The sequence below is a fragment of the Paenibacillus contaminans genome (genome assembly GCF_003285015.1).
GTDB classification, from domain to species: domain Bacteria; phylum Bacillota; class Bacilli; order Paenibacillales; family NBRC-103111; genus Paenibacillus_V; species Paenibacillus_V contaminans.
In genome coordinates, this window is record NZ_QMFB01000041.1 from 45,211 (window position 1) to 70,461 (window position 25,251).

Sequence of the window (25,251 nt, forward strand, 5' to 3'; positions counted from 1 at the left end):
AACCATTACAACCATCTAAAGGGAGAGGTCTGTTATGAGAAAAAGGTTGTCCATGTTCAAAGGGAAATCCGTCGCGTTCACGTCCATCGTATTATCCGCCATGCTGGCGCTCAGCGCTTGCGGCTCGAGCGGCACCCCGGCGGGCGAAGCGCAAACGCCTTCGCCGGCTGCGACCGACGGCGGCAAAAAGCAGGAAGTATCCGAGGTTCGCGTCGGCTATATCCCGGACTTGAACGGCGCGCCGCCGATCGTGCTTGGAGAGGAGAAGGGCTTTTTCAAAGAAGAGGGCGTGAAAGTAACGCCGGTCAAATTTCTGAGCGGTCCGCCGGAGTTCCAAGCGATGGCTGCAGGCGATTTGGACATCGCGTACATCGGGCCAGGGGCGACTTTCCTTGCTGCGCAGGGTAAAGGGACGATTTTGATGCCGATGAGCTTCAGCTTAAGCGATATGGTGCTCGCAACGAAGAAGTCGGGCATTACGGATTGGAAGGACCTGAAAGGAAAGACGGTCGGCGTGCCGAAGGGAACGTCGGGCGAAATGATTTTGAACCTCGGCTTGGAGAAAGGCGGCCTTAAGCCGAGCGACGTCAACATCGTCAACATGGACGTAGCGGGCGCCGTTACCTCCTTCGTAGCGAACAAAGTCGATGCGGTGGCGATTTGGTCTCCATACACGGCTGAGATCGAGAAACAGGTCGGCAAAGACAACATGATCAAACTCGGCGACAATAAGACGTTTTATCCTGACTATGTGTTTCCGGCGAGCTGGGTCGTTAACCCGAAATTTTTGAAGGAAAAGCCGGAAGCGGTCGAGAAATTCCTTAGAGCTTGGATTAAGGCTAACGACTATAAGCTTCAAAACGTAGACGAAACGATCAAGCTTACCGCCAATTACACGCAAGTGCCTGAAGATTCTCTCCGCGAGCAGCGGACCGGCATCGAGTGGATGGAATCCAAAAAGATCGCCGAAGCTTTACAGGACGGCACGGCGAACAAATGGTACGAGAACCTCGAGAAGCTGTTCGTGGCGACGGAAAAAATGACTGAGATCGTACCGGCAGACAAATTTGTCGCACCTCAACCGTTTTTGAATGCGTCTAAGTAAAACGCTGCGTCCTATGTAAAATCGATCGTTCAAGTAGTAACGATGAATCCAAGTAAACCGAGAAACGCCTCCAATAAACAGAAGGCACCTGCGATATCGCGGGTGTTTTCTGTTTTTAGTTTAGAAAATTATGATTTCTCATATCCCGCTGCTTTCTTCGCAAGCGTTCAGGACGGCGAAGCCGTTTGTCGTTGCTGTCCTTATAAATTACCGTTCCCCGCCGCCTCGCGGCTTGTATAACAGCGGGGTGACGTTCAACTGCCGGAGCAAGGCGACGACCTCTTTCGTGCGCTTTTTTTTGAACTTTTTGAGAATTACGTTGATTTGCGACTTGATCGTGGACAGCTCGACCTGCCGATGCTTGGCGATTTCGCCGATTTTCATTTCCTTCATCAGCAGGTCGAGAATTTCCGTTTCCGTCGGGGTCAGCTGCGACAAAATAAGGGTGGCGTCAAACAGGATCGCTTGGTTTTTGCGGATGCGGGCGAATTCGTTCTTGACCTTGTAGGCGATTTCGGGCCGGATTTGCGAGATGCCTTGGTGCGCGGAGCGGATGGCGGCGATGATTTCTTCGCTGCTCGACGTCTTAAGCACGTAATCGACGGCGCCGGTTTCGAAAGCGTTGAAAACCGTTTCGTCATCCTCATGTACGGTCAGAAACACGATCCGAATGCGGGGGCTTTGCTCCAGCACCGTTTGCGCGGCTGCGATGCCGGCATGCTTGACTTCCATTTCGATGTCCATCAGGATGACGTCCGGAGCTTTCTCCAACGCGAACTGTACGGCCTGTTTGCCGCTTGCGGCAAGCCCGACGACCTCCATGTCCGCTTCCCCGTCCACCAGCTCGCCAAAATGATCCCGCAGCACGTCCAAATCCTCGGCTATCACAACGCGTATCGGCTTGCTCATCGATTCCCCTCCTTTTCCGCTCCGGGCGATTGAATGAAATAAACGGGAGCGATCACCTGAAACATGCTGCCTTCGCCAGGCGTGCTTTCCACATGAATCCGCCCATAATGGCCGCCCACGATATAATTCGCGTACGAGAGGCCGACGCCCCAGTTTTTGGTCGTATTTTTGCTCGTGAAGAACGGATCGAATATCGTCTCCAGCTGGTCCTTGGCGATACCGACGCCGTTATCGGCGATTGTGAGAATGACCCATTCCTCCTCTACGTAAGCGGAGACGCCGACTCGCCCGACCCTTTCCTCGGGAATCGCTTCCATCGCATTGCTGATGATGTTGTACAACGCTTCAACTAAATGTGCTTCGTCCGCCAAAATCAGTATCGGCTCTTTGGGAGGCTCGATCGTTAATTGAACGTGATCGGGTACGGCTTGGATGCGCTCCTGAAGCTTGTTCAGCAGTTCCTCGACGGGAATGGGCTTCAATTGGAGGTGGGTCGTTTTGAACGAATTGTACAGCTGATCGAGCCGCTTCATCGTATGGGAAACGATTTCCGACGCTTTATGCAGCTTTTGGTTTGCCGCTTCCGGATGATCCGGCGCTTTGGCTTTGATCGATTGGTCGATCAGCAGTTGAACCATCAGCAGCTGGTTTTTGATGCCGTGCGTAAAAACGCGGGCGCCCATGTTGGCCGTCTTCAGCTTGCGTTCCAGCTGCAAATCGGTGCGGCCCAGCTGCTTTTCGATTTCCGTGTACCGCCAGATCGAGATGATGCTGATCGCTGAGAAAATGCCGGTCACAATAATGCTCAAATACCATTCAAACAGCGTCAGCGGCGGATTGAAGTTGGAAAAGTCGGAATACAGCACGTAATACGTACGCACGTCGGTCACCTGAAGCGGCCCCATAAAGCCGAGGTAAAAATAAAACAGCACGAGTGCGAACACACCGTACAAAATATGCTGGATCTGCTTTTTGCTCCAAGGCACCGTGCTTCGTTTGTAACGCCAAATCATTAGCGCAATCGCCACCAGTGCGGAGCCGATCAGCCAGCCGCGGGTCAGCCAGCCGATCACATACGTCGATTCCCGGCTTAGGACGCCGAGCGCTTGTTTGTACAGATGAGGATCGTAAAACAAGATGTTGCATAGCGGCAGTATCGCGTTAAGGGCGTGCAGCTTCCATGTTTGCCGGAATGGACGATAATAAAAAAGCGACACGGACAAGCCGAGCAGACTGTAAATAAACATGGAGCGGCCGACCGTGATCATGCGGCTAATCGTTTCGAGCGAGAAGGGCGAGTGCAGCAGAAGATTACGGATGTAGTCGTTGAAAAAAAGCACGATATTGACGCGGTAATAAAAACCGCCATATTTGGCGATGAACAGAATGAGTCCGGACATGCTGAGAAACCAGCCGAGCAGGACGAGCGCCATCCAGTAAGCGGAAGGCTTGTTCGCCTTTACGATGAAAAGCGTAATGGCCGCCGCCATAAGCAGAAACAAAAGAATCGTCATCGTTGCGGGGCCTCCGTTCGCTTTTTCAAATGCGGCTTTATTAGTTTACCACATTCGCATGCAAAGATGAGCCGGCTGCAAGCAACCGGCTCTAGTGCCAAAAAGGATTTGACGGATAAACAAAAAAGTATGCTCTACTGTTTATCCGGCGTTTACTAACGGACGGGAGCGCCTACGCGCTGTTCTCCGTCGCATTGCGTTCTTCATGTCGTCGATTGTACGCAGCACAGCGGCGTTATCGCTATCGAAAGCGCCTATGCTCCCGAAACGCGCGGCATCGGCATCGGCTCGACACCCAGGCCCGCCCATGCGTATTTGAGCAGCAGCTCCGTTTTCAGCTCCCGGTAAGCGGGATCGTCCCATTTGTTGTCGAGCTCGCCCGGGTCCGTCTCCAGATCGAACAGCTCGCCGTACGTTTGGTTATAGTATACGGTTAGCTTATAGCGGGCGTTAACGTACGTTTTCTGGTGAATCGTCGTCGGCTCGTGACGGAATTCGACCAAGGCATGGTCGCGCGCCTCGGATTGCTTGCCGAGCCATACTTGGCTTTGATCGACGCCGGACATCGTACGCGGAACCGGAAGGCCGGCAAAGCTGAGGAACGTCGGCGCCAAATCGACGAGCGATTGAATCGCGCCGCTTGTTTCCCCAGCAGGAACATGTCCCGGATATCGAACAAGGAATGGCAGCTTGATCAAGTCCTCGTAATGGAAGCCGCCTTTGAACTGAAGGCCGTGCTGGCCGAAGAAATGGCCGTGGTCGGTCGTAAACACGACGATCGTATCGTCCGCAAGCCCAAGCTCATCGAGCTTGTCGAGAATTTTGCCGATATATTTGTCCATCAGGCTGATCATGCCGTAGTATACGGCTACCAGCTTTTTGGCGTCGTCCCCGGGGTAGTGGGTAGTGTGCGAGTGATAGCCGTGAATAGACAAGCCGCTTTCCTTCCAAGCCGAAAAATCCGGGCTCTCGAGCTGCGTCATGGCGAAGTGAGGCGGATTTTTGTCATGCTCGCCGGGCGTGACCGCAGGGATGGCCAATTTATCCGGATCGTACATCGTATCCCATGGCGCGGAAGCCAAGTACGGCGGATGCGGGTCGAAGAAGCTCGACCAGAGGAAGAACGGCTCGTCGTTATTTTTGTATTGCTCAAGCATCGCGTTCGTCCGTTCGGCAATCCACGTATCGTAATGGTACTCCTCCGGAATGTCCCACGAAAAGAGATGGTTCGGGTCCATCGTTCCTGTAGGGGGAGTGAAATAGTCGCGCCAGTTTGTGCAGCCTTTGTCCTCAAGCCAATTCACATAATGCTGGCCGACCAGAAACTCGTTCGTATGGTTGCGCGTCAGCTCGATATGATCGAAGCCGTAGAACGGTCCGTGGAACGTCCGCCAAAATTCGTGATCCTTCAAATAGTCGTACGATTCGAGAGACGGGTATTCCTCGGTGGCTCCCAGCTGTTGAAAATGCGCCTTCCCGATCAAGGCCGTTTTGTAGCCGCCGGCTTGAAAATCTTCCCCGACCGTATGACGATCCTCGAGGAGCTTCGTACCGAGCGTCCAGGCGCCGTGCTGGCTTGGATACTGGCCGGTAATGATGGATGCCCGCGTCGGCGTGCATGTCGGATTCGGGCAATACGCCCTCGTGAACGTCGTCCCTTCGCGGACGAGCCTATCCAGATTCGGCGTGGAAATTTCCGGCTGGAAGGCGCCGATCGTATTCCAATGCTGTTGGTCGCTTGTGATAAGCAGAACATTCGGTTTTTTCATGCAAAATCTCCTCCTCGAACATCGAAACGCAGTATTCGATCAGCTTAAGCGCAGAATCCGGATGACAAGCATTCCTGAACTATAGGCGCATGGCATGACAAGCAATCCGCTTATTCAGACTTCGATCGTATTACTAGCGATGAGCGCCTACTGTTTTCATTGTAAAGGATACGGCGTCCGGACCGGAATGCCATTGTGTCGCCTGATTTGTCATTATGTCGGGTGTAGGTTAAGCTATAGGATATGGAATATGAGGCTGAAGCATGTAATCGGCGGCCGGACGGATGGCGATGACGTTTTCACGCGGGAGGAGGCAGGGCAATGCGTCAGCGAATGAAGGAATATGATACGGAGTACGCGGAGTTGATTTACTGTACCCCTTCCGTTTTGGAGAAGGAAGGGGCTTTGTGGCCGCTGCGCGCGGGAAGATGCGAGGCCAAGCCGAGCTACAAGGCGGGACCGAAGTGGATCGAGTGCTGCAGTATTCATTTTGTAAGGGAAGGCCAGGTGTTGTTTACCTATAAGGATCGGCAAATTGCGCTCAAAAAAGGCGATTTGTTCGCCATGTTCCCGCGAGCCGTCTACGAATATAAAATCGACCCTGCTCTGCTGCAGCTGGAGATGACTTGGATCGCGTTCGACGGCCCGCATGCGGTCAAGCTGCTGGAGACGATCGGGATGAGTCACGACATGCCGTTCGTGCGGGGGGCGCTGAACAAGGAGACCGATGACATGCTGAGGCGGCTGCTGCATGCGATTCGGCATCCCGATACCGAAGGCGGACGCCTGCAGGCCATCGGTTTGCTTTACGGGCTGTTTGCCCGGCTGTCGCCTTCTCCCGAGACGCCGTCCAATAAGCCAACGCGAACGGCATGGCTCGAAAAAAGCGTCGATTTCATCGATACGCATGCTTTCGAAGGCGTTACGGTCGAGGATGCCGCAGCTTATGTCGGCGTACATCGATCGCATTTTTCAGGCGTGTTCGCCGAACGGATGGGCGTATCGCCCCTCCAATACATGCAGCGGCTCAAGATGAACAAGGGTGCGCTGCTGCTTCGCGAAACGGATAAGCCGGTAACCGAAATCGCCCTGTCCGTCGGCTATCCTGACCTGTACGCGTTCACGCGTGCCTTCACCTCTTACTTCGGGCTGTCTCCGACGAAGTATAGAAGGGGAGTCGGCGGATAGAGGCGGAGAGTAGGTAATAGGTGAATATGGTGGAAACATTTTACATGTTTTGCGTCTAATCCTTTGTTTGGATATGTAATCAAGGGGTGAATCTATGGTAAAAGGTACGTTTATGATATTAATGAGTTTCTTACTATTATGTGCTTGTTCAAGTCAACCGCGGAAGGCTTCAATTGTTGAGGCTATTGGTTCGGAAGGAATAAGCATTGCTGAGCTCCCCAAAATTGATGATCATTTTATATTTGATGGAATCACACCGATCAGTTATCAACTTAATGACACCGTAGAAAACATAATGGTTTATGATTTTGATTCAAAAGAAAAAAGGGAACTCGGACAAAATCGTTTTCAAGAACGTCAGAAACTTCTCAGTTCCCATTCCCCGATTGTCTATTATGCAAACAACTATCTCATTCTTTATTACAGCGATGTCGACTCGAAAACGCAAACCCCCAAGCTCACTGAAACCAAGTATGGAGAAAAACTGCAAAAAGCAATCAATCGAATTAGTTAAACTAAACTGGCCGATTCGATAGCTTAACGTAACCAAACAAAAAAGGTTTTCAGGAGGGATTATGTGAAGTTTCATGAATTTGGTTTCATTCTGTTTGTCGAACGCTATGAAGAATGTGTTATTTTTTATCGAGATATTTTGCAGTTAAAAGTAAGAAACGTTAAAGATACACTAGTTTGCTTTGATCTCCCACACGGGTATCTAATGGTTGAACAAGGCGGTACTGGGGGAAATCAAGAAAAAACAAGAGAACAAAACCCGACTGTTCTTCGTTTTGATGTCGACTCTCTTCTGCCTGTTGTTAAACAATTAGAAGATCGGGGTGTTCGGTTCACTAAAAAGAATTTAAAATTTTCTTGGGGTACTATTTCAGTTTTTCATGATCCAGATGGAAATCGTATTGAATTGGGGGAAATTAACAACACGAGCGGTTCATATGTCAACTGTCACCGATGACTTGTATCCTAGAAATAGTGAGGAAAAGGCGACTGTAAATAAGGCAAACCTCGCTATTCTCGCCGAAAACTCATGTTCTGGGGGCATAATGAGGAAAAGGTTACTATCAGTGAGGTAAATCTCACTGTTTCTAGCCGAAAACCCGAGTTCTGGCGAGTTAATGAGGTAACTGCAACTATTGGTGAGGCAAAGTAAATTGATAATGCCGTTTGGCTCACTAACGGGCGAGAAGGAGCATTTTCCCGGTGGAATAATGCGGACAGCCTTATTAACAATAAGGTTTTCTCCACTAAGCGCACGATCTCTGCATAACCATTACGACATCCGTGTTTGCTTTCGTAACCAGGTCTTTACCAATCCTTAGTTTTAGACTTGATCCTGTACTAGACCGGGTTTTCTGCATGTATGCTGCAGTTTCAAACAACTTATAGTCAGACGACAGGCGGATCTTTGTGCAGCGAGTCTATCCGTCCGTAGCGATTTTTGGCTTTTTGCACCTTGTGCCGGCACTCAGAGCGGTATGGCGTTGCATGACTGCGGCTGGTCACGTACCGCCGTTGCTTTCGGCAGGTCCTTGTTATACCATAAGAAGAAACGCGTTTTTGAAAGGAAGGCATTCAGGATGGCAGATCAAATAATCGTCTATTCCGGCCCGGGCTGTGCCGATTGTCAGCGGGTCAAGGAGCTGCTTACGAATAAAGGCGTCGATTTCGAAACACGGGACGTATTTGCAAACAAGGAGTACCGTGAGGATGTAGAAAAGCTTGGTTTTATGGGGATTCCGGTAACCGTGGTTGGCGATCGGGCTATCAAGGGCTTCGACAAAGAAGCGCTGCTCGAGCTGTTGGCGGGACGTTAAGTCCAATTAAAAAATCCGACTCTGCGAATGATTTCGCAAAGCCGGATTTTTCCGTTTGTTCGAAAGGGTAGTTATTTCAAGCTGCTCGGCCAGAGCACGAACGATGCGCCGTCCCTCTCGGCGCCCAGTTGTTCGAAGAGAGGAGCTGCGGCCGTATGCTGCACACGCTCTCCGTTCCAGCTTTCGATTACGACCTTGCGCATGCCGGGCAGTTGAAGGAGCGACTTGGCGATCGTTCGAATAGCATCGTATGCTTCGGGTTCGCCGGGACCGGCGACGGAAGCAGCGGCTTGGCTTGATGGCGTTTCCCGCCGCAAAGCCGCTCCGTCGATCGTATAGAACCGCTTGCCGTTGTTTTCGATCCAATACAGCCAGCGGCCCCCTTTCAGCACAAGGTAATTGCCGCTTTTGCGGGAGAACGAGATGTTCGGCATGTCCGGCCACTTCACCGTTTGACCGAACGGATTGGCCGGATCGAGCGAAGCGAGCAGCGTCATCCCCGTATCGGCCGTCCAGTCCGGTTGCCGCAGCCGTTCCACCAATTCTTTTGTGGAAAATTGCAGGGCAGGGATATCCCGTACCCACAGTCCGCGCGTGAGCATCCCCCAATCCTCCAGCTGCCGTACCGCTCCCTGCAAGCTTTCCCAAGCGTAAGGGAGCCGCTCCGTCATCATTTCCTTCGTAATCAGTCCGTTCGCCGCCAATAAGTGATGCGTCCAGCTCATCACCGCAGTTTCCGGTTTGACCGAGTCGTCCTTCAAGGAACGCAGCGCATACCAGCGGCCGAGGCCGGATTGAAACTTTCCACCTGACTTTGCCGTTTTGCCGCTCGAAGTCCCATGCATGCGAAGCGGGGCGAACTGGTCATTGGAAATAAGCCCTGCCCAAACAAGTTCGAGCAGCTCCGGCATAAGCTCGGAGGGGGCTCGTCCCGTTGTGCGGCTGATCGCTGAGAGAAAGGAAGCCCCATTGCTCATAAGCAGCGAATACAAGCCGGAAGCGGAGGTCTGCTCCTGTTCCAATTTCGGCTCTGTCGGCAGGAACGGGGCAATCAGTTCTTTGGCTTCGACAAGGAAAAAGGCGACTTTGCCCTCTTTCTCCCCAGGATCCTTGCGCCCGATCCAAATGACTTCTCCGCCTGCGCATAGCAGGTCTAGCGTTTCTTTGCGGTAGTCCGTCAAACGCGACGGAAAAACGATCGATTCCCAAACCGGAAGGGGCAGGAACAATCCTTGAAGCCGGGTAATGACCGCCACTAAGCCTTCCGCTCCGTTCAATCGGCAATCGGCTCGGACATGCTGAAGCTTAAGCAGCTCCGTGCAATAACGAACCGGATCGGCAGGCTCGGCCTGATCGCGAAAATGCCGCAACGACAAGCGGATAAGCCGCGAAAGCACGGATTGGCTCGTCCAATGGCTTGTCTCTCCGGGTTCGGAGAACGGGGAAGGGCTGACGACGTTCTGATCCGCCCACTCTTCGATGATGCGAGCCGCCTGCCCGTCCGAAAAACCGTAGACATGGGCTAGCTGTTCTGCCGTAATGGAAAGCTGGCCGTCCAGATACCGCCTCAAAATAAATGTGACGGCATGCGGGTCGTCGGGAAAACTCGCGTATGTTTCCTTCTCGTCGGCGGCGATGAACCGTTCCTCTCCGGCGATCGTGACAGTTGCGATTTTTCGCTGCTTTTGCAGCTCCTCCACGAATGAGGCGGCCGTCTCCTTTGATAAAGCGGGCGTTTCAACTGCGGAATCGCCGATTGCCGAACCGGATGTAACATGGCTACCGTCATCCGGCCCTTGGCGCTGGTTTTCGCCTCCAGACGTTAATCGGAGCAACAACTCATCGCGGGTTATATCCCCGCGCTGCTTCAATAATCGGATCACGTCGTCAGGCTTCCCTGCCGGCCGCTGCTCCGGCTGCAAGAGGCCGCTTCCGGCCACGGAGGAAACGACAGGCTCCAGCATGCTGCGTAATGTATCGGTTCCAAACCACTCGCCGGCCAATTCCTTGTTCAGACTAAGCAGCTGCAGCTGCAAATCTTTGCTGACGGCATCGGATTCGTACAGCTGAGTGTTCACATAGTCGGCGATAAACTGAACGGCAAACGGGGACGGAAACGATACGCGGCGGATTACCGCTTCGATATGCCCGTTCTGCAAGCCGGTCAGCACTTCCGTTAACCCGGGGAGATCAAGGTGCTCCGTCAGGGCGATCCGAACCGCTTCCCCGATAAAAGGAAAATGCTCCGCGTACGGCATTGCGTCCCGCAGCAGCCTTTCGCTAAGCAGTCTTTTGCGTGCTGCGGGCATCCGGGTATAGGAGCGCGGCAGCAGCAGCGACGTATCGGCCAAACGGCGGAAAGAAGCGCCGAATAAAGGCGATGATGGAATGGCTTCCCGGAGCAGTTCTTCCGCATTGTGCGCCCCTAAGTTCATCAAACTCGGAATCCGATCGGCATCCCATTCGGGGAATACGAACTCGATCCCGTTATCTTTCGCATGCGCATAGAAACGGAAAGGCAGACGGTTTTCCCAATACCGTTGAAGGGCGAGCTGCCACGTCCGGTTCAGCCGCCGTCCGAACCAGCTGTGGATAATAAGATGATGCTGCTCCGTCTCGTCTTGAAAATGCTCGATGACGATACGCCGGTCAGTAGGCAGCGCGCTTGCGGCGCGCTGCGAACGGACAAGCGAGATAAGCTGCTCGGCGGCGGGACCGTCCATGAAATAGCTTGAAGCAAGCCAGTCGGCGATAACGGCGTCCGTTTTTGGAACGGGAGGGTCACCGGGGCCGGGTTGAAGCGCCTCATTCTTATGAAGATGCCGATTTATAGGCGAGAAAGATGGCTGCAGGGTCTGCTTGATGTTTTCCGTATCGAAAGAGCTTTCCGGTTTATCGGAATCTTCCTCCCTTGATTCGAGTTTCCGCTCGATCGCTGCCATAAACCGGCCGACTTCGGTCGATAGCGTAAAACTGCGTCCCGGAGCTTCCGCCAGCCAGAACGGAATTTCGCTGAACGTATTGGCGGTTTCCTTTACATAAATGCGATCCGCTTGAATCGACTGGATCATCCAGGACGATGTGCCGAGTTGAAAAACGTCACCGACTCTGCTTTCGTGCACGTACGTTTCATCAAGCTCGCCGAGATGCAGCCGGCTTTCCGCGTGGTGAACCGGGTAGGCGGAGCTTTGCGGAATCGTGCCGCTGCCCATGATGGCGGCCATCTGCGTTACGCTGCGGCGGTGAAGCCGGCCGGTTTCGCGGTCCCAGTCGAGCAGGGGACGCGCGAACGGAAAGTAGCCGGACAGCGTCTGCAGCGCAGCGGCAAGCCGTTTGCGCGTTAGCCCGCGGTAGCCGTAGGCGCGCGCTAACACGCGGTGCATGCGGCCGAGCTGCCAGTCGTCCGTGGCGACCATCGCCACCGCCTGCTGGCAGAGCACGTCGAGGTCATCCTGCGGGACGCGGATGTCCTCGAGCGTGCGCTCGGCCACATGCCGCGCGAGCAGCGCGCACTCCGGCAGCAGCCCGCGGCTGCGCGCCAGGATGACGCCGCGGCTGGCGTCGCCGACGGCGTGGCCGGCCCGGCCGATGCGCTGGATGCCCGCGGCCGCGCTTTGCGGCGAGTCGATCTGGATCACCAGATCGACATGCCCTACGTCGATGCCGAGCTCCATCGACGCCGTAGCGACGAGGCAGCGCAGCTCGCCGGCCTTGAGCGCGCGCTCGACCTCGAGCCGCTTTTCGCGGGCGACGCTGCCGTGGTGGGCGCGGGCGAGCTCATAGCCCGCATCGTCATTCAACCGCTGCGTAAGCCGCTCGCTAAGACGTCTTGTATTGACGAACACGATGACCGTCCGACAGCCTTCCATCAACTGCACAAGGCGGCTGATCAGCGGCGTCCATGACGCTTCCTTCGTTTTCGAAATGACGGTTTGATCCGGCATCGTGACGAACAGCTCGAACGTTTTGCGCATCGCGCTTTCGACGATATTGACCGGCCTTGGCCGATATAGGGACGGTGGTTCGTTTTCTTCCGCATCGCCGTCGTCAGCTGTTCCATTAACATGCGCCGGAGCTTCTTGCCCTGTTTCCATGACCTTGCCATTCTCGGACCCGTCCACCGTATCGCCGCAGCCAGTTCCGCCGGCCGCATCGCCCCCGTCTGTAAGGCTTCCGTCTCTTGCCTGCAAGTTTGCCCTTCCGGAATCGCCGCTTGTTCCGTTTCCGGCTTCCGGACCCGACTCCCAACCCCCGAGATAACGGGCGACGGTTTCCAAAGGCCGGATCGTTGCGGAGACGCCGATGCGCTGCGGCGAACGGCCGCACCATTCGACGAGCCTTTCCAGCGTGACCGACAGATGCAGGCCGCGCTTGTCCGCGGCTAGGTCGTGAATTTCGTCGACGACGATTTGTTCGACGGTACGAAGAATGTCGCGTCCCTTAGACGATGTAAGCATGATATAGAACGATTCCGGCGTCGTGATAAGCACATCCGGAGGCTGGCGCAGCATCGAAGCACGCGTGCTTTGCGGCGTATCGCCGGTTCGCACGCCGATTCTCAGGCCGGGCCAGAAGCGGCCGGCCGCCGAAGCCGTCTCCGCCATTTCTTCGGCAAAGCCGATGACATGATGGTGGATGTCGTTATTCAGCGCTTTCAGCGGCGTAATGTAGAGCAGCCGGACGCCTGGCGTCCTTTTGCTCGTATCGTGCGCTCCGCTTGCAGCATCTAAGCCGGCCCTCGCTTGCTCCAGGCGGTCTGCGAGGAGCTCTTTATCCGACACGATGCGGTTAACGCACGGCAGCAAAGCGGCCAACGTTTTGCCCGAACCCGTCGGCGCGGCAATCAGCGTATGCGCTCCAGTCGCAATAGAAGCCCAGGCCTGCCGCTGCACATCGGTCGGCTGCCCGAATTTTTGCGTAAACCACTTTGCAATTACCGGATGAAACCCCAACGTATCGAATTCGCTCATACCTGCACCTCGATCTCCGGACATCTTTATTACTAGAAGTATATCGAAAAAGAAAGAAGGAAGGAAAGGATGATTCCAAGCCGTCCGGCAAACCGTCTGGGCCGACCGATTCGAAGAAAATTCCCCGGCTTCACCAATCGTCGTAAGCTGTCATTACCTCCATTATCGGCAAGTCGTCCATCTATAAGTCAGCCTCGCGAATCGCTTGTCCCGGCGTCAGCCGCAAGCTTTTGGCGGCAGGCGCGGCATTCAGCAGGAGCGTCACAGCCAGCAAGCCGAAGAACAGCAGCGAGACGGGAAGGTACGGATATTGGAATGGGATATGCGGTTCCATCGGCGATCTTTGCGATGCGAGAAGGCTGAATATCAAATAAGCGCCTGTCGAGCCGAACAAAAGGCCGTTCGTCAAGCCGATCCATCCGATCGCCGAGCCTTCAAGCATAAATAAATGCGCGATATGCTTGCGGCCAAAACCGATGCAGCGCAGCATCGCCATCTGCTTCGCCCTTTCGTGAACGGCCCGGTATTGTACGATCGCCAGTCCGCATAACCCGATCATGACGGAGAGCAGCATAAACGCCACGAAAATAAGCACCATCTGCCGCAACCCGAGAAGCAATCCCGTCGTTTGGCGGAACGGAATTTGCAGGCCGTCCTGGCGGTTAAGCGCGAACGTATCCAATATCGTTTCCGTGGCCTCGGCATTCCGTTCGTCGAAATCGAAAAACACGTATCCTACTTCGGGGTGGTTGGGCCACTTAAACCCTTCAGTTTTAAAGGCTTGGTAAAAGGATGGGCTTGCGACCATCAAGCTGTAAAACTCCGTGCTCATATTTCCTTTGACAAAACCGGCGATCTCCACTTCCTTCTGCGCTATCGCTTTCGGAGGCTTTCCGAAATTAGGCGTATTCGGCTCCGCGGATTTCTCGTATACGGTCAGTACGATTTTGTCGCCGGCGTGAAGCGGCCGCTGAGGAAGGCTGCTTTTACGGTAAGTATCCGACCATAGGTCCGCTTCGTACCGGTATTTTTCATCCAATATAACCGCGTTATCCTGCTGAAGCAGCGCATTCCACGCTTCTTCGTCGCTGGCAAAGCGCGGAGAGCGCTCGATCATCTCAAGGCGGCCGTTAAGAAAAAAGGAGGCATCGTAAGAAACGACGCTGAACGCGCTCATTTCCTGCAAGACGCCTTCGGCGCTTATATTAAGCCGATAAGGCGAGACTGCGCTCGTGCGCCGGATCAGCCCGCTTAATTGCGGTTCCGTTTCGGCCGTACGTATGAGCGCATCGCGTTCCGCATCGTCCGAATAAGCGGCATATGCCGGGTAACCCATTACCGAGTCCTCTACGATGCTGCCTTCGGACGCGTACAACATTTGATAGCTGATCGCAACGGTCGTAGTCAACATCATGAATACGATGCTGAATATGGCCGAAACGATGAAAGCGCGGCTTTTTTTCCTTAACGGATAGCGGAAAGCGAGCATGGCGGACACCTGGTTAACGCCGATTCTCCTAAACATGGGCGAGACCGCCTTTTGTAAAAGCGGGAGAGCCTGCAGGACGACATAAACCGCAGCGATGGAGCCGGTCAGCCAGATGCCGAAGACGGACAAGCCTTTAGCCGAACCCGCCCCCATAGTAGCGAGCCAATCTTTTCCGAGCGGCGTGAAAGTTTGAATCAGATGAAGCACGGATACGGCCGCACAAACGACAAGCAGCAGGTAACGGCCGGGAGACGATCGCCGCCGGCTTGCAGCCGGTTCGGCGCCTTCGCCGCGCAGCGTTTGCACGATCGACGGCTTTGTCAACGCTCGTGAAGCAATAACCGTAATTGCCATTTGAACGGCAGCCACTACGGCCGCAGTAATGAGAACCGTCTTTACCGGCAAATGCGGGAGCAGCGGTATGGAAAACCCTTCGTAGCGCTGAAAGGTATCGGCAAGCTGCTGCCGGAAAAAGCCGATGAGTCCGTAGCCGAGCGCGCTGCCAAGCAGCGTACCGAACGTAACGCTAAGGATGTTCAGCAGCGCGGCCTCCGTACCGAAAATAACGCGAACCTGCCGTTTGTTCATGCCAAGCGCCCGCAGTACGCCGAGCTGCTCTTTGCGCATATCGGCCAGCATCAGCAGTACCTGTAGAAGCAGAAGAGCTCCAGCGCATGAGGCCGCGACGCTCGCAATGAGGAACGTAATCCCGTATTGCGCCTGCTGCGATTTAACCTTGCCGATAGCGGTCTCCTTCTGCTCCTCCACCTCGAAAAGCGGCATCGGTACCGGAAAATGAGGAGGGGATGCGGAGTGAAGGCCGGTAGTGACCAACATCGAATGGAAGCGCCCGTCATCGAGCGCAGCGAGACTCCGCGCGGTTTCGGGTCTGACGATAATCGTGCCGGAAGCGTTCTCGCTACCCCGATATCCGGTTATCCCGCGTTCTTCCGCAATCTGTTTCGCCTTCAGCAGCCGGAGCTCGCCCGACTGCTCATAAATACCGAAGAGATCGCCCTGCGCAATGCCCAACTGGGAGGCGACGGGAGCGGAGACGATCGCTTCGTCTTCCGTAAGCGAAGTGCCCGAAAGCGTCTGCGTTCCGTCATCGAAAGCGGCCGCCGCGGCAAAATCGAAGCCAAGCACGAGCGTGCCTGCGGACGCCCGTATCGGCTTCCGCTCGTCATCAAGCTTGACTGCGGTGCCGATCGTTCTTACGACGGGGAGCGTAGTTAAGCGGAAAGGGGCGAGCTTGTCGGCTATTTGAGCGCTCTCCTCCGGTGTGAAGGATGTATTAGGGCGGACGGGCTTAATTTCCCAGTCAATCGCCCCGAAATGAGCTTCCATCCACCTTTTTCCGCTATGCTCGAAGGAATGATGGAACACAAGAGCTGCGATGATAAGCATGGCTCCGATACAGCCGCCGGCAATCGATAGAACGGTTTGCTTCGGGTTGTTCTTCAGGTGCTGCCAAGCCATTTTCCAAATTAATCGGGATCTAAGCACGGTCGGCTGCGCCTCCTCCCGGTTGCTCGGAGACGATTCGGCCGTTTTCCATCCGCACGATTCGATCGGTCTGGCCGGCGATTTGCGGATCATGCGTGACGATGACGATCGTCGTCCGCCGCTGTTCGTTCATTTTGCGCAAAAGCCCGAGCACCTGCTCCGCCGTACTGCTGTCGAGCGCTCCGGTCGGCTCGTCCGCCCAGACGACCTTCGGGTTTCCTACCAGAGCCCGCGCTATGGCAACGCGCTGGTTTTGGCCGCCGGAAAGCTCCGATGGATACCTTTTTGCTTTGTCGGCCAGACCGACCTGCACCAGCGCTTCATGAGCGCGCGCCTTCGCTTCCTTTTCGGACAAGCCTCTGCCGATGAGCGGCAGGGCGACATTATCCAGTGCATGGAGGACGGGAATAAGGTGATACGTTTGAAAAACAAAGCCCATATGAGCCAGTCTAAAAGCGGAGAGCTTATCGTCGTTCATGCGCTGCAGAGGGTTGCCGTCGATCACGACCTCGCCTTCGTCGGCTCTTTCGATGCCTGCCAGCAAGTGCAGGAGCGTCGTTTTGCCGCACCCGGACGGACCCATGATGCTGACCATTTCGCCGCTGCGGACGCTTAAGCTGATATGCTTGAGCGCGCGCGTAGCCGATTCGCCTTTCCCGAACGTTTTGCTGATTTGCCTTGCTTCGATCAAGGGAACGCCTTCGTTTGAATGTGTGCGAGCCGCTCGGCTGGATTCATCGACCGTGTTGTTCTCGCTTCTTTGTAAATGAGTTCCGTTCATTCGGTATGCACCGCCTTTTGCTATTCGTAAATTATACATTTGCAATGTAGCACGGCGGTTTGCAGCCGGAATGGAGAACTTGTGCAGATTTGGTGCAGAAAAATAAAGGCTCGGATAGGTACGCTATTCCGCAAACATGAATGCGTGACTTTTCCTTATGCTTCGGCAAAAACGGGGAGCGCTACGGCGAATGTCGTGCCGATGCCCCATTCGCTGCGAACGGTTACGCTGCCCCGGTGCGCTTCCACATACTCCTTTACGATCGCGAGTCCAAGACCGAGCCCTGCGGCGGCGCCATTCCCGTCCGTCTTGCGGGAGCCTCGGTAAAACCGCTCGAAGACGTGCGGGAGCTCCTCTTCCTCGATGCCCGAGCCGTCGTCGGTAATGAAAATAACCGTTTGCCGTTCGCTGCTTTCCACCGCGATGCGAACGCTTGACCTCGCATGCCGGACGGCATTGCCGATGACGTTCACCAGCACCTGCTGGATTCTCGCTTCATCCGCGTATGTGCGCGCCTCGTCCGGGCAAGCGACGGAAATCCGGCAGCCGTTTTCTTCGGCTGTTATCTCCAGCGTCTCTGCAACCGAGGACGTCAGCGCGCGGAGCGAAAACCACCGTTTTTCCAAAGGGAGATGGCCGGATTCCGCCAATGCGAGCTGCTGAAGGTCGTGAACGAGCTTTGTAATCCGGTATACCTCGTCATGAAGCAGCACAAGACTTTCGGGTGAAAGCGGGGCTTGGCGGACCAAAGCGTTTTCCAACTGGGCCCGCATAACGGCGAGCGGTGTCCGGAGCTCGTGCGCGATATCCGCGACCATCGTTTTGCGCACTTTCTCGAGCTTGCGGATGCGGAGCTCCAGCTGTCCGAGCAAATGCTCGATATTTTGGTCAAGTGCACCGGCTTCGCGATTGCTTCGCACCTCCGATTGAAGGGTTTCTTCTCTCCCGGCGATGGTGGCTTGGCTATTTGCCAGCAGTCGCGAAAGCCTGCCGCGAATATGCGCTCGTTCGTCCGATAGTCCGTTCTTCGCGGCTGTAGACAATGCGAGGAACAAACCGATCCCGGCGGCCGCCGCGGCAAAAATCCAGATGAACGGCTTCCAATCGGCTATGAACGGACGAAGCGGCGGGGCTGCGTCAAAATAGCCGACGACGGCCCCCCGATAGAGAATAGGCTTCAATTCCGGGTCGCCGGACGGCGAATCGGTGCTCGCGATGGCGCCTTCCGGTTCGAAAACCGGCAGCCGCTCCGCATCCCATATCCGAAGTCGGCCGAAGTCGGCATAGGAAGCCCTGTCCGCCGTCAGTTTATCCGCTACGCGGGGCCAAGAGCCTTGCAAGTCGTACAGGGTCGTTAAGTAAGAGTCCCAAAAATAATCGTTCCGGAGCTTTTCCTGCCGGACATGGGAAGCCGTCGTCCACCAGACGACGACAGCCGCCGTCACGGTCAGAAGCAGCGTGATGACGATTCCCCGAACGACAATCGCTTTGGGCAAGGACACAGGTATTTGACGCAATCGGCCGGCGCCTGACGCTCCCCTGAATCCGGGCGCCTTCACAAGCCTTCTCCGAACTTGTAGCCGATCCCGAAAACCGTTAACACATATTGCGGTTCGACGGGATTGTCTTCGATTTTCTTGCGCAGATTGCGAATATGCGAATCGATCGTACGCTCAAAGCCGATGTAGGCGTCGCCCAGCGCTTCGTCCATCAGCTGCAGGCGGCTGTACACCCGGCCGGGATGCTTGGCGAGCTGGAGGAGCAGCGCGAATTCGGTACGCGTCAGCGGAATCTCCTCGCTCTTTTTGACGACGGTATGCTTGCGTTCATCGATGCGCAGCTCTCCTCTTGTCAATTCGTAAGCGGCAGGGGCTGCTGCCGGTTCGCTCCATTTGTTCATGCGTCTTAGCACCGCCTTGATACGCGCCAGCAGCTCGCGCATGCCGAACGGCTTCGTGAGATAGTCGTCCGCCCCGATCTCCAGCGCCAGAACCTTATCGAATTCGTCCGTTTTGGCGGTCAGCATCATAACGGGCGTTTTCCAGCGGGTTTGAATTTGCTTGCAAAGCTCGATCCCGGAGCCGTCGGGCAGCATCCAATCCAGCAAAATAAAGTCGAACGTCTGACCGTTCAGCATGGCTTCGGCATCACGGACCGTCCCGGCAGATGCCACCGAAAATCCCTCCGCTTGCAAAAAAGATTGCCCTTCCGCCAGCAATCGCTGCTCGTCTTCAATCCAAAGCAGACGGATCATAGTGCTCAACTCCCGCCAAAAATATAGTAAGTTCTTGCGTATCTATTATCGGTGATTGTAGCATGCGAGGCGTTTATGTCCAATTGCGGCCGGCCTGTACCCGATTGACCCGGCGCCCGCCATTTGGTAATATAAGGATAGCGCACATATGTTCGGTTGTCCAGCTATTTGACAGGCCGAATTCCCTCGCATAGACTGAAATTGAACTGCGTCAGTCGGGCTTGTTCGAAGCTGCGATTGCATGCGAAGCGGAGGGAAAAGGAATTGCCTATCGACATATCAGGCTGGAAGCATATATTTAAAATCGACCCTGACCGATACCTGTCCGACGAGCACCTCGACTTGCTGTGCGAATCGGGGACGGATGCCGTAATGGTAGGGGGGTCAAGCGGCGTTACATTCGACAATACCGTGGATTTGCTTTCGCGCGTGAGGCGCTATGAGGTGCCTTGTTTGCTGGAAATTTCCGAGAGCGATGCGATCGTGCCCGGCTTCGACGCCTACTTCGTTCCGGTTGTACTTAATACGGAAGACGGACAGTGGATAACGGGACAACAGCAGCAGGCGGTCCGTGAATTCGGCGCAACGATGGATTGGGATCTGATCGTTCCCGAAGCTTACGTTATATTGAATAAGCATTCGACCGCGGCCAAGGTTACCGGCGCGACGGAGGTGCGGGACGAGAAAGATTTGATCGCATACGCCAGGCTTGCGGACAGACTGTTCCGGCTGCCGATATTATATTTGGAGTATAGCGGCACGTTCGGCAATATGGAGCTGGTACGCAAAGCCTCGGCCGTGCTGCAGCAAGCCCGGCTTTTCTACGGGGGCGGCATCGACGGCCCGGATCGGGCGCGGGAAGCTGCGGAAGCGGCGCATACCGTCATAGTCGGCAATGTCATATACGACGATATCGATAAGGCGCTTTCGACCGTTCGTGCCGTTAAGGGATAACGCGAACTGAACGGCGTCAGTATAAGATCATTACGGGAAGGACAAATGTTATGAATGCAATGATAGATATCAACCAAGCGGTTGCCAGACTGAATCCGCAGCAAAGACAAGCGGTCGAAGCCGTCAACGGCCCTCTTCTTATCATGGCCGGCGCGGGCAGCGGCAAGACGCGCGTGCTTACGCACAGGATCGCTTATTTAATTGCAGCGCGCAGAGTGGCGCCATGGAGCATATTGGCGATTACGTTTACGAACAAGGCGTCGCGCGAGATGCAGGATCGCGTCGAGAAGCTCGTAGGCGGCTCCGCGCGGGACATATGGGTATCGACGTTTCACTCCATGTGCGTGCGGATTTTGCGCAGAGACATATCGAGAATCGGGTTTACTTCGAACTTTACGATATTGGATTCGGCCGATCAGCTGTCGGTAATCAAGACATGTATGAAGGAACAGAACGTCGACACGAAGAAGTTCGAGCCGAAGGCCGTGCAGGCCGCCATGTCCAGCGCCAAGAACGAATTGATATCGCCGGAGCGCTACGCGGCCAAAATCGGGGATTATTTTACGGGTGTTGTGGCCAAAGTATACGAGCTGTACCAGAAAAAGCTTAGAAGCAACAATTCGCTCGACTTCGACGATTTAATCATGACGACAATCCAGTTGTTTAAGGAAGTGCCCGAGGTGCTCGAGCACTATCAGAATAAATTTCAGTACATTCACGTGGACGAGTATCAGGATACAAACAGGGCGCAATATATGCTCTGCCAGATGCTTGCCGACAAACATCACCGCATTTGCGTCGTCGGGGACAGCGACCAATCGATTTACCGCTGGCGGGGGGCCGACATCTCCAATATTTTAAGCTTCGAGGAGGACTATCCGGAGGCGACAACCATCCTGCTCGAGCAGAACTACCGGTCGACAGGCAACATTCTGAATGCGGCCAACAAAGTTATTTCCAACAATACCGGACGCAAGCCGAAAAATCTGTGGACCAGTAAGGAAGACGGCGCCAAAATCCGGCTGTTCGAAGGCGATACGGAGCACGAGGAAGGTTATTTTATCGCTTCGGAGATCAACAAAGGCGTTTCGCAAGGGAAATCATATTCGGATCATGCCATTTTATATCGCACGAACGCCCAGTCCCGGGTTATCGAGGAAATTCTGATTAAGTCGGAAATTCCTTATCAAATAGTCGGCGGAATCAAGTTCTACGACCGTAAAGAAATTAAAGATATTCTCGCCTATTTGCGGCTCATCTCCAATCCGGACGACGATATCAGCTTTATGCGTGTCGTCAACGTGCCGAAGCGGGGGATCGGCGACACTACGGTCGATAAGCTCTCCGAAAAAGCGGGCCAGATGGGCGTTTCAATCTTTGCACTGCTCCGCAATCTCGACGATGTCGACATCAATGCCCGAACGAGAAATACGCTGTACGATTTCCGCGACATGGTGGACGATTTATCGCGAATGGTCGAATATTTATCCGTAACGGAGCTGACCGAAGCGATGCTGGAGAAAACCGAATACAAGCTGGAGCTGCAGCGGGAGCGTACTCTTGAAGCGACTTCCCGGCTTGAGAACATCGACGAGTTTTTATCCGTTACGATCGATTTCGAGAAGCGTAACGAAGACAAGTCGCTTGTCTCGTTCCTGACCGATCTCGCCTTAATCGCCGATATCGACTCGATGGACAAGGACGCTGACGAAACGCCCAAAAGCGCAATCGTCCTGATGACGATGCACAGCGCCAAAGGTTTGGAGTTCCCGACCGTCTTCATTATCGGTCTTGAGGAAGGCGTATTTCCCCACAGCCGGGCCTTTCAGGATAACGAGGAGCTGGAGGAAGAACGCAGGCTGGCATATGTCGGCATCACCCGGGCGGAGAAAGAGCTGTTTATGACCAGCGCCCGCACGCGGACTCTGTTCGGACGGACGAATTCCAATATGCCGTCTCGGTTCCTGAAGGAAATTCCTGACGAGCTGAAGGAATCTCTTTCACCTGTTCGCGGACGGGGGCGAATGGGAGCTGCCGGCGGTTCGGGCGGCTGGAGCAGCTCGGGCGGCGGAGTCAGCTGGAGCGCCTCGCGGAATGCGCAGCCAAGCGGCGGCGCGGCATCTTCCGGGGTACAGCCAAGTTCGCGGGTACAGCCGGCAGCTCAAGCCGCAGGCAAGGCGATTGATTTTTCGACCGGCGACAAGGTGTCTCATGGCAAGTGGGGGACAGGCACGGTTGTAGCCGTCAAGGGCAGCGGAGACGATACGGAGCTGCAGATTGCCTTTCCTGCACCGGTCGGCGTAAAGCGGCTGCTGGCCAAGTTCGCTCCGATTACGAAAGTGTAAATTGCGGTTTCGCTTCATAAAACGCGGATGCCGTTATTATTCCAGAGAGGATGATTTCAAAGTGGCGGATCAAACGGTTCGTTTGCAGGAACTGATCGACGAAATCAACCGGCATAACTATCTGTACTACACGCTCGATAAACCGGAGCTTAGCGACAAGGAATACGATGTTATCTACGACCGTCTTGTAGCGTTGGAGAAGGAGACGGGCGTCATTATGCCCAATTCGCCTACGCAACGGGTCGGGGGGGACATTCTCAAGGGATTTGAAGAGCATAAGCACGCTGCCAGGCTGTGGAGTCTCGACAAAGCGCAAAACCGCGACGACCTGATGGCTTGGCATGCCCGTGCCCAAAAACTGGTCGATCAGTACAACGCTGCACACGAGGACGATCCGCTGCCTCCGCTTTCGTTCGTCGTGGAGCTGAAGTTCGACGGGCTGACGCTTAACCTTACTTATGAAGGCGGCCAACTTGTTCAAGCGGCGACTCGAGGGACCGGTTCGGTCGGAGAAGGCATTCTGGCTCAAGTCCGCACGATTCGCTCGATTCCTTTGCAAATCCCGTATAAAGAGGGCGTCATAGAGGTCCAGGGTGAAGGCATGATGTTTCTGTCGGTGCTCGAAGCCTATAACAAAGCGACCGAAACCAACGGCAAGGAAACGCTCAAAAATGCCCGGAACGCCGCGGCAGGCGCTCTTCGCAACCTGAATCCGAAAGTGACGGCGGAACGGAAGCTGAACGCCTTTATTTACAATATCGGCTACGCGGACAGCCTGCAATTCGCAGATCACAAGGAAATGGTAGAATTTCTGCGCAATAACGGGTTCAAGGTGAACCCGTACGTCAAGTTTTTCGATTCGATCGAAGCGGTTGCGGAGGAACTGGAACATATGGCGGCGCAACGCAGCAGCTTCGATTATTTGATCGATGGCGGTGTCGTCAAAATAAACGATATGCGCACCCGCGATGTGCTCGGCTATACGGAAAAATTCCCGCGCTGGGCGGTTGCCTTTAAGTTCGAGGCGGAAGAGGCCATGACGACGCTCTTATCCGTATCTTGGGAAGTGGGGCGTACGGGTAAGCTTACCCCTGTCGCCAAGGTGGAGGCCGTTGATCTGGCAGGCGTAACCGTGCAAAATTGCACCTTGAACAATATCGGAGACATCGAGCGCAAAAATTTGAAGCATGCGTTGGGCAGTCTCGTTTATATTCGCCGTTCTAACGACGTTATACCGGAAATTTTGGGCAAAGTGACCGAGGAGAACGACGGAGCCGAAATAACGGTCCCGGAAGCCTGCCCTGCCTGCGGCTCGGCGTTGGAGCAGCGCGGCGCGCATATTTTTTGTCCGAACAAGCTGGGCTGCCGTCCTCAGCTCATCGGCCGCATCACGCATTTTGCATCCCGCGATGCGATGGATATCGATACGTTCAGCATTGCTACGGCGGAGCAGCTATACGATGAGTTGAACGTACGGGATACGGCGGATCTCTACTATTTGCAATTCGATCAATTGATCGGGCTTGAACGTTTCGGCGAGAAGAAGGCGACCAAGCTGCTTGAAGCGTTCGAAAAGAGCAAGGACTGCGATTTGGCATCGTTCTTGTTTGCTTTGGGTATTTCGAATACCGGCAAAACGACGACGAAAGTGCTGGCCGATCATTATCGAAGCCTCGATCTGCTGATGCAGGCAACGAAAGAAGAACTTGTCGGTCTGCCGGATATCGGAGATATCGTAGCGGACAGCATTGTCTCGTTTTTTGCCGATCCGTTGATGCGCGAGAGCATCTCAAGAATGCTGGCGGCAGGGGTGAAGCCTTTTGCGGAGGAGAAAGCGGCGATTGCGAATGCCGACAATCCGTTTAACGGCAAGACTGTCGTGCTTACCGGGACACTCCAAACGATGGGGCGGGATGAAGCGGCCAAGAAGCTGGAAGCGCTTGGTGCGAAGGTGACCGGCAGCGTATCGAAGAAAACCGACATCGTCATTGCAGGCGAAAGCGCCGGAAGCAAACTGGCGAAAGCGCAAGAGCTAGGGATCCAAATCATCGACGACGAGCAGGAGCTGCGGCGATTGCTGGGCTATCAGGAATAAAGAACGGAGGGGCTGTCCCATTGGAATTCGGGATGGGGCAGCTCTTGCCGTTATCGCGCGACACTGATTTGCGTACAGACCGTTCGCTAATTTCTTATTATAAGTACTGTTATAAGCCGTCTGTATGATGAAAGCATTTATGCAAGCCAAATTCGAATATGTCAAAGCTTTATTGTAAAGATTATTAAAGTGAATTTTCATGCTTGCATTTGATTGAACATATATGTTATATTGGTTCTCGCCGCCAAAAACGGCTAGAAGCGTCGAGCAAGCTCGAAAAAGAAGTTGTAAAAAAGACTTGCAAAACACTTCGAAACCTGATAATATAAGTTCCTGTCACGGCAGCGATGCGAAAATCATCGTATCATGTCGAAAGACACAAAAGTTCCTTGAAAACTGAACAATGAGCGAAATAAAGCCAGCAAAAAAGCAACAAATCGCAATGAGCAAATCAATATCGAAATAAAAGAAGCCTTGGCTTCAACTTTTATGGAGAGTTTGATCCTGGCTCAGGACGAACGCTGGCGGCGTGCCTAATACATG

At 54.4% G+C, this 25,251-nt stretch carries 16 protein-coding genes; 8 read left to right on the plus strand and 8 right to left on the minus strand.

The features are described 5' to 3' along the window. Nucleotides 1-34: 34 nt before the first annotated feature. Nucleotides 35-1,105 (plus strand): ABC transporter substrate-binding protein, encoded by a 1,071-nt coding sequence (locus tag DQG23_RS37280; protein ID WP_113036129.1) that lies wholly within the window; start codon nt 35-37, stop codon nt 1,103-1,105. A 207-nt stretch (nt 1,106-1,312) separates the two neighbouring features. Here the strand turns inward: DQG23_RS37280 and DQG23_RS37285 are convergent, their stop codons facing one another. The 3 genes from DQG23_RS37285 to DQG23_RS37295 all read right to left on the minus strand — a co-directional run bounded on the left by DQG23_RS37285 (nt 1,313) and on the right by DQG23_RS37295 (nt 5,297). Beyond that, nucleotides 1,313-2,014, minus strand: a complete 702-nt coding sequence (locus DQG23_RS37285; protein ID WP_113036130.1) for a response regulator transcription factor — start codon at nt 2,012-2,014, stop codon at nt 1,313-1,315. Then, nucleotides 2,011-3,528, minus strand: coding sequence for a sensor histidine kinase (locus DQG23_RS37290; RefSeq protein WP_113036131.1), 1,518 nt, complete (start codon nt 3,526-3,528; stop codon nt 2,011-2,013). Before DQG23_RS37290 ends, DQG23_RS37285 begins: the two co-directional genes overlap by 4 nt. Before the next feature lie 254 nt (nt 3,529-3,782). Further along, the gene (locus DQG23_RS37295; protein WP_113036132.1) at nt 3,783-5,297 is read right to left on the minus strand and encodes a sulfatase family protein; all 1,515 of its coding nucleotides are present in this window, start codon (nt 5,295-5,297) and stop codon (nt 3,783-3,785) included. Nucleotides 5,298-5,618: 321 nt separating this feature from the next. Between DQG23_RS37295 and DQG23_RS37300 the strand changes: the two genes are divergently transcribed. The 4 genes from DQG23_RS37300 (at nt 5,619) to DQG23_RS37315 (ending at nt 8,314) form a co-directional block, all read left to right on the plus strand. Beyond that, entirely contained in the window at nt 5,619-6,485 is an 867-nt protein-coding gene (locus DQG23_RS37300) for a helix-turn-helix transcriptional regulator (protein ID WP_113036133.1), read from the plus strand. Between the two features lie 94 nt (nt 6,486-6,579). Further along, a complete protein-coding gene (locus tag DQG23_RS37305; RefSeq protein ID WP_113036134.1) occupies nt 6,580-6,999 on the plus strand; it encodes a hypothetical protein in 420 nt (139 codons plus the stop codon). 63 nt (nt 7,000-7,062) lie between these two features. Beyond that, on the plus strand, nt 7,063-7,455 hold the full coding sequence (locus tag DQG23_RS37310; RefSeq protein WP_113036135.1) for a VOC family protein: 393 nt from the start codon (nt 7,063-7,065) through the stop codon (nt 7,453-7,455). Between the two features lie 622 nt (nt 7,456-8,077). Further along, on the plus strand, nt 8,078-8,314 hold the full coding sequence (locus DQG23_RS37315; RefSeq protein WP_113036136.1) for a glutaredoxin family protein: 237 nt from the start codon (nt 8,078-8,080) through the stop codon (nt 8,312-8,314). A gap of 71 nt (nt 8,315-8,385) precedes the next feature. On the opposite strand, the gene DQG23_RS37320 is transcribed toward DQG23_RS37315, so the two are convergent. The 5 genes from DQG23_RS37320 to DQG23_RS37340 all read right to left on the minus strand — a co-directional run bounded on the left by DQG23_RS37320 (nt 8,386) and on the right by DQG23_RS37340 (nt 19,314). Next, nucleotides 8,386-13,284, minus strand: a complete 4,899-nt coding sequence (locus DQG23_RS37320) for a DEAD/DEAH box helicase (RefSeq protein WP_113036137.1) — start codon at nt 13,282-13,284, stop codon at nt 8,386-8,388. A gap of 181 nt (nt 13,285-13,465) precedes the next feature. After that, a complete protein-coding gene (locus tag DQG23_RS37325; protein ID WP_158560903.1) occupies nt 13,466-16,279 on the minus strand; it encodes an FtsX-like permease family protein in 2,814 nt (937 codons plus the stop codon). Further along, a complete protein-coding gene (locus DQG23_RS37330) occupies nt 16,272-17,060 on the minus strand; it encodes an ABC transporter ATP-binding protein (RefSeq protein ID WP_113036139.1) in 789 nt (262 codons plus the stop codon). Before DQG23_RS37330 ends, DQG23_RS37325 begins: the two co-directional genes overlap by 8 nt. Nucleotides 17,061-17,215: 155 nt before the next feature. Continuing rightward, nucleotides 17,216-18,619 carry a sensor histidine kinase gene (locus tag DQG23_RS37335; protein ID WP_113036140.1) on the minus strand — a complete coding sequence of 468 codons (1,404 nt, stop codon included), beginning with the start codon at nt 18,617-18,619 and terminating at the stop codon, nt 17,216-17,218. Continuing rightward, complete coding sequence (locus tag DQG23_RS37340) at nt 18,616-19,314, minus strand: response regulator transcription factor (protein WP_113036141.1); 699 nt, start codon at nt 19,312-19,314, stop codon at nt 18,616-18,618. The genes DQG23_RS37335 and DQG23_RS37340 overlap by 4 nt, the downstream gene beginning before the upstream one ends. A 264-nt stretch (nt 19,315-19,578) precedes the next feature. Between DQG23_RS37340 and pcrB the strand changes: the two genes are divergently transcribed. From pcrB to ligA, 3 genes are all read left to right on the plus strand, one after another. Next, complete coding sequence (pcrB, locus tag DQG23_RS37345) at nt 19,579-20,268, plus strand: heptaprenylglyceryl phosphate synthase (RefSeq protein WP_113036142.1); 690 nt, start codon at nt 19,579-19,581, stop codon at nt 20,266-20,268. 50 nt (nt 20,269-20,318) lie between these two features. Further along, entirely contained in the window at nt 20,319-22,613 is a 2,295-nt protein-coding gene (gene pcrA, locus DQG23_RS37350) for a DNA helicase PcrA (protein WP_113036143.1), read from the plus strand. 61 nt (nt 22,614-22,674) lie between these two features. Then, complete coding sequence (gene ligA, locus DQG23_RS37355; RefSeq protein ID WP_113036147.1) at nt 22,675-24,708, plus strand: NAD-dependent DNA ligase LigA; 2,034 nt, start codon at nt 22,675-22,677, stop codon at nt 24,706-24,708. Nucleotides 24,709-25,251 lie beyond the last annotated feature (543 nt).

Coding starts and splice junctions, on each gene's coding strand:
- DQG23_RS37290 (WP_113036131.1), bottom strand. CDS start 3,528: ATGACGATTCTTTTGTTTCTGCTTATGGCGGCGGCCATTACGCTTTTC.
- DQG23_RS37330 (WP_113036139.1), bottom strand. CDS start 17,060: ATGAACGGAACTCATTTACAAAGAAGCGAGAACAACACGGTCGATGAA.
- DQG23_RS37320 (WP_113036137.1), bottom strand. CDS start 13,284: ATGAGCGAATTCGATACGTTGGGGTTTCATCCGGTAATTGCAAAGTGG.
- DQG23_RS37315 (WP_113036136.1), top strand. CDS start 8,078: ATGGCAGATCAAATAATCGTCTATTCCGGCCCGGGCTGTGCCGATTGT.
- DQG23_RS37300 (WP_113036133.1), top strand. CDS start 5,619: ATGCGTCAGCGAATGAAGGAATATGATACGGAGTACGCGGAGTTGATT.
- DQG23_RS37305 (WP_113036134.1), top strand. CDS start 6,580: ATGGTAAAAGGTACGTTTATGATATTAATGAGTTTCTTACTATTATGT.
- DQG23_RS37340 (WP_113036141.1), bottom strand. CDS start 19,314: ATGATCCGTCTGCTTTGGATTGAAGACGAGCAGCGATTGCTGGCGGAA.
- pcrA (WP_113036143.1), top strand. CDS start 20,319: ATGAATGCAATGATAGATATCAACCAAGCGGTTGCCAGACTGAATCCG.
- DQG23_RS37295 (WP_113036132.1), bottom strand. CDS start 5,297: ATGAAAAAACCGAATGTTCTGCTTATCACAAGCGACCAACAGCATTGG.
- DQG23_RS37285 (WP_113036130.1), bottom strand. CDS start 2,014: ATGAGCAAGCCGATACGCGTTGTGATAGCCGAGGATTTGGACGTGCTG.
- DQG23_RS37280 (WP_113036129.1), top strand. CDS start 35: ATGAGAAAAAGGTTGTCCATGTTCAAAGGGAAATCCGTCGCGTTCACG.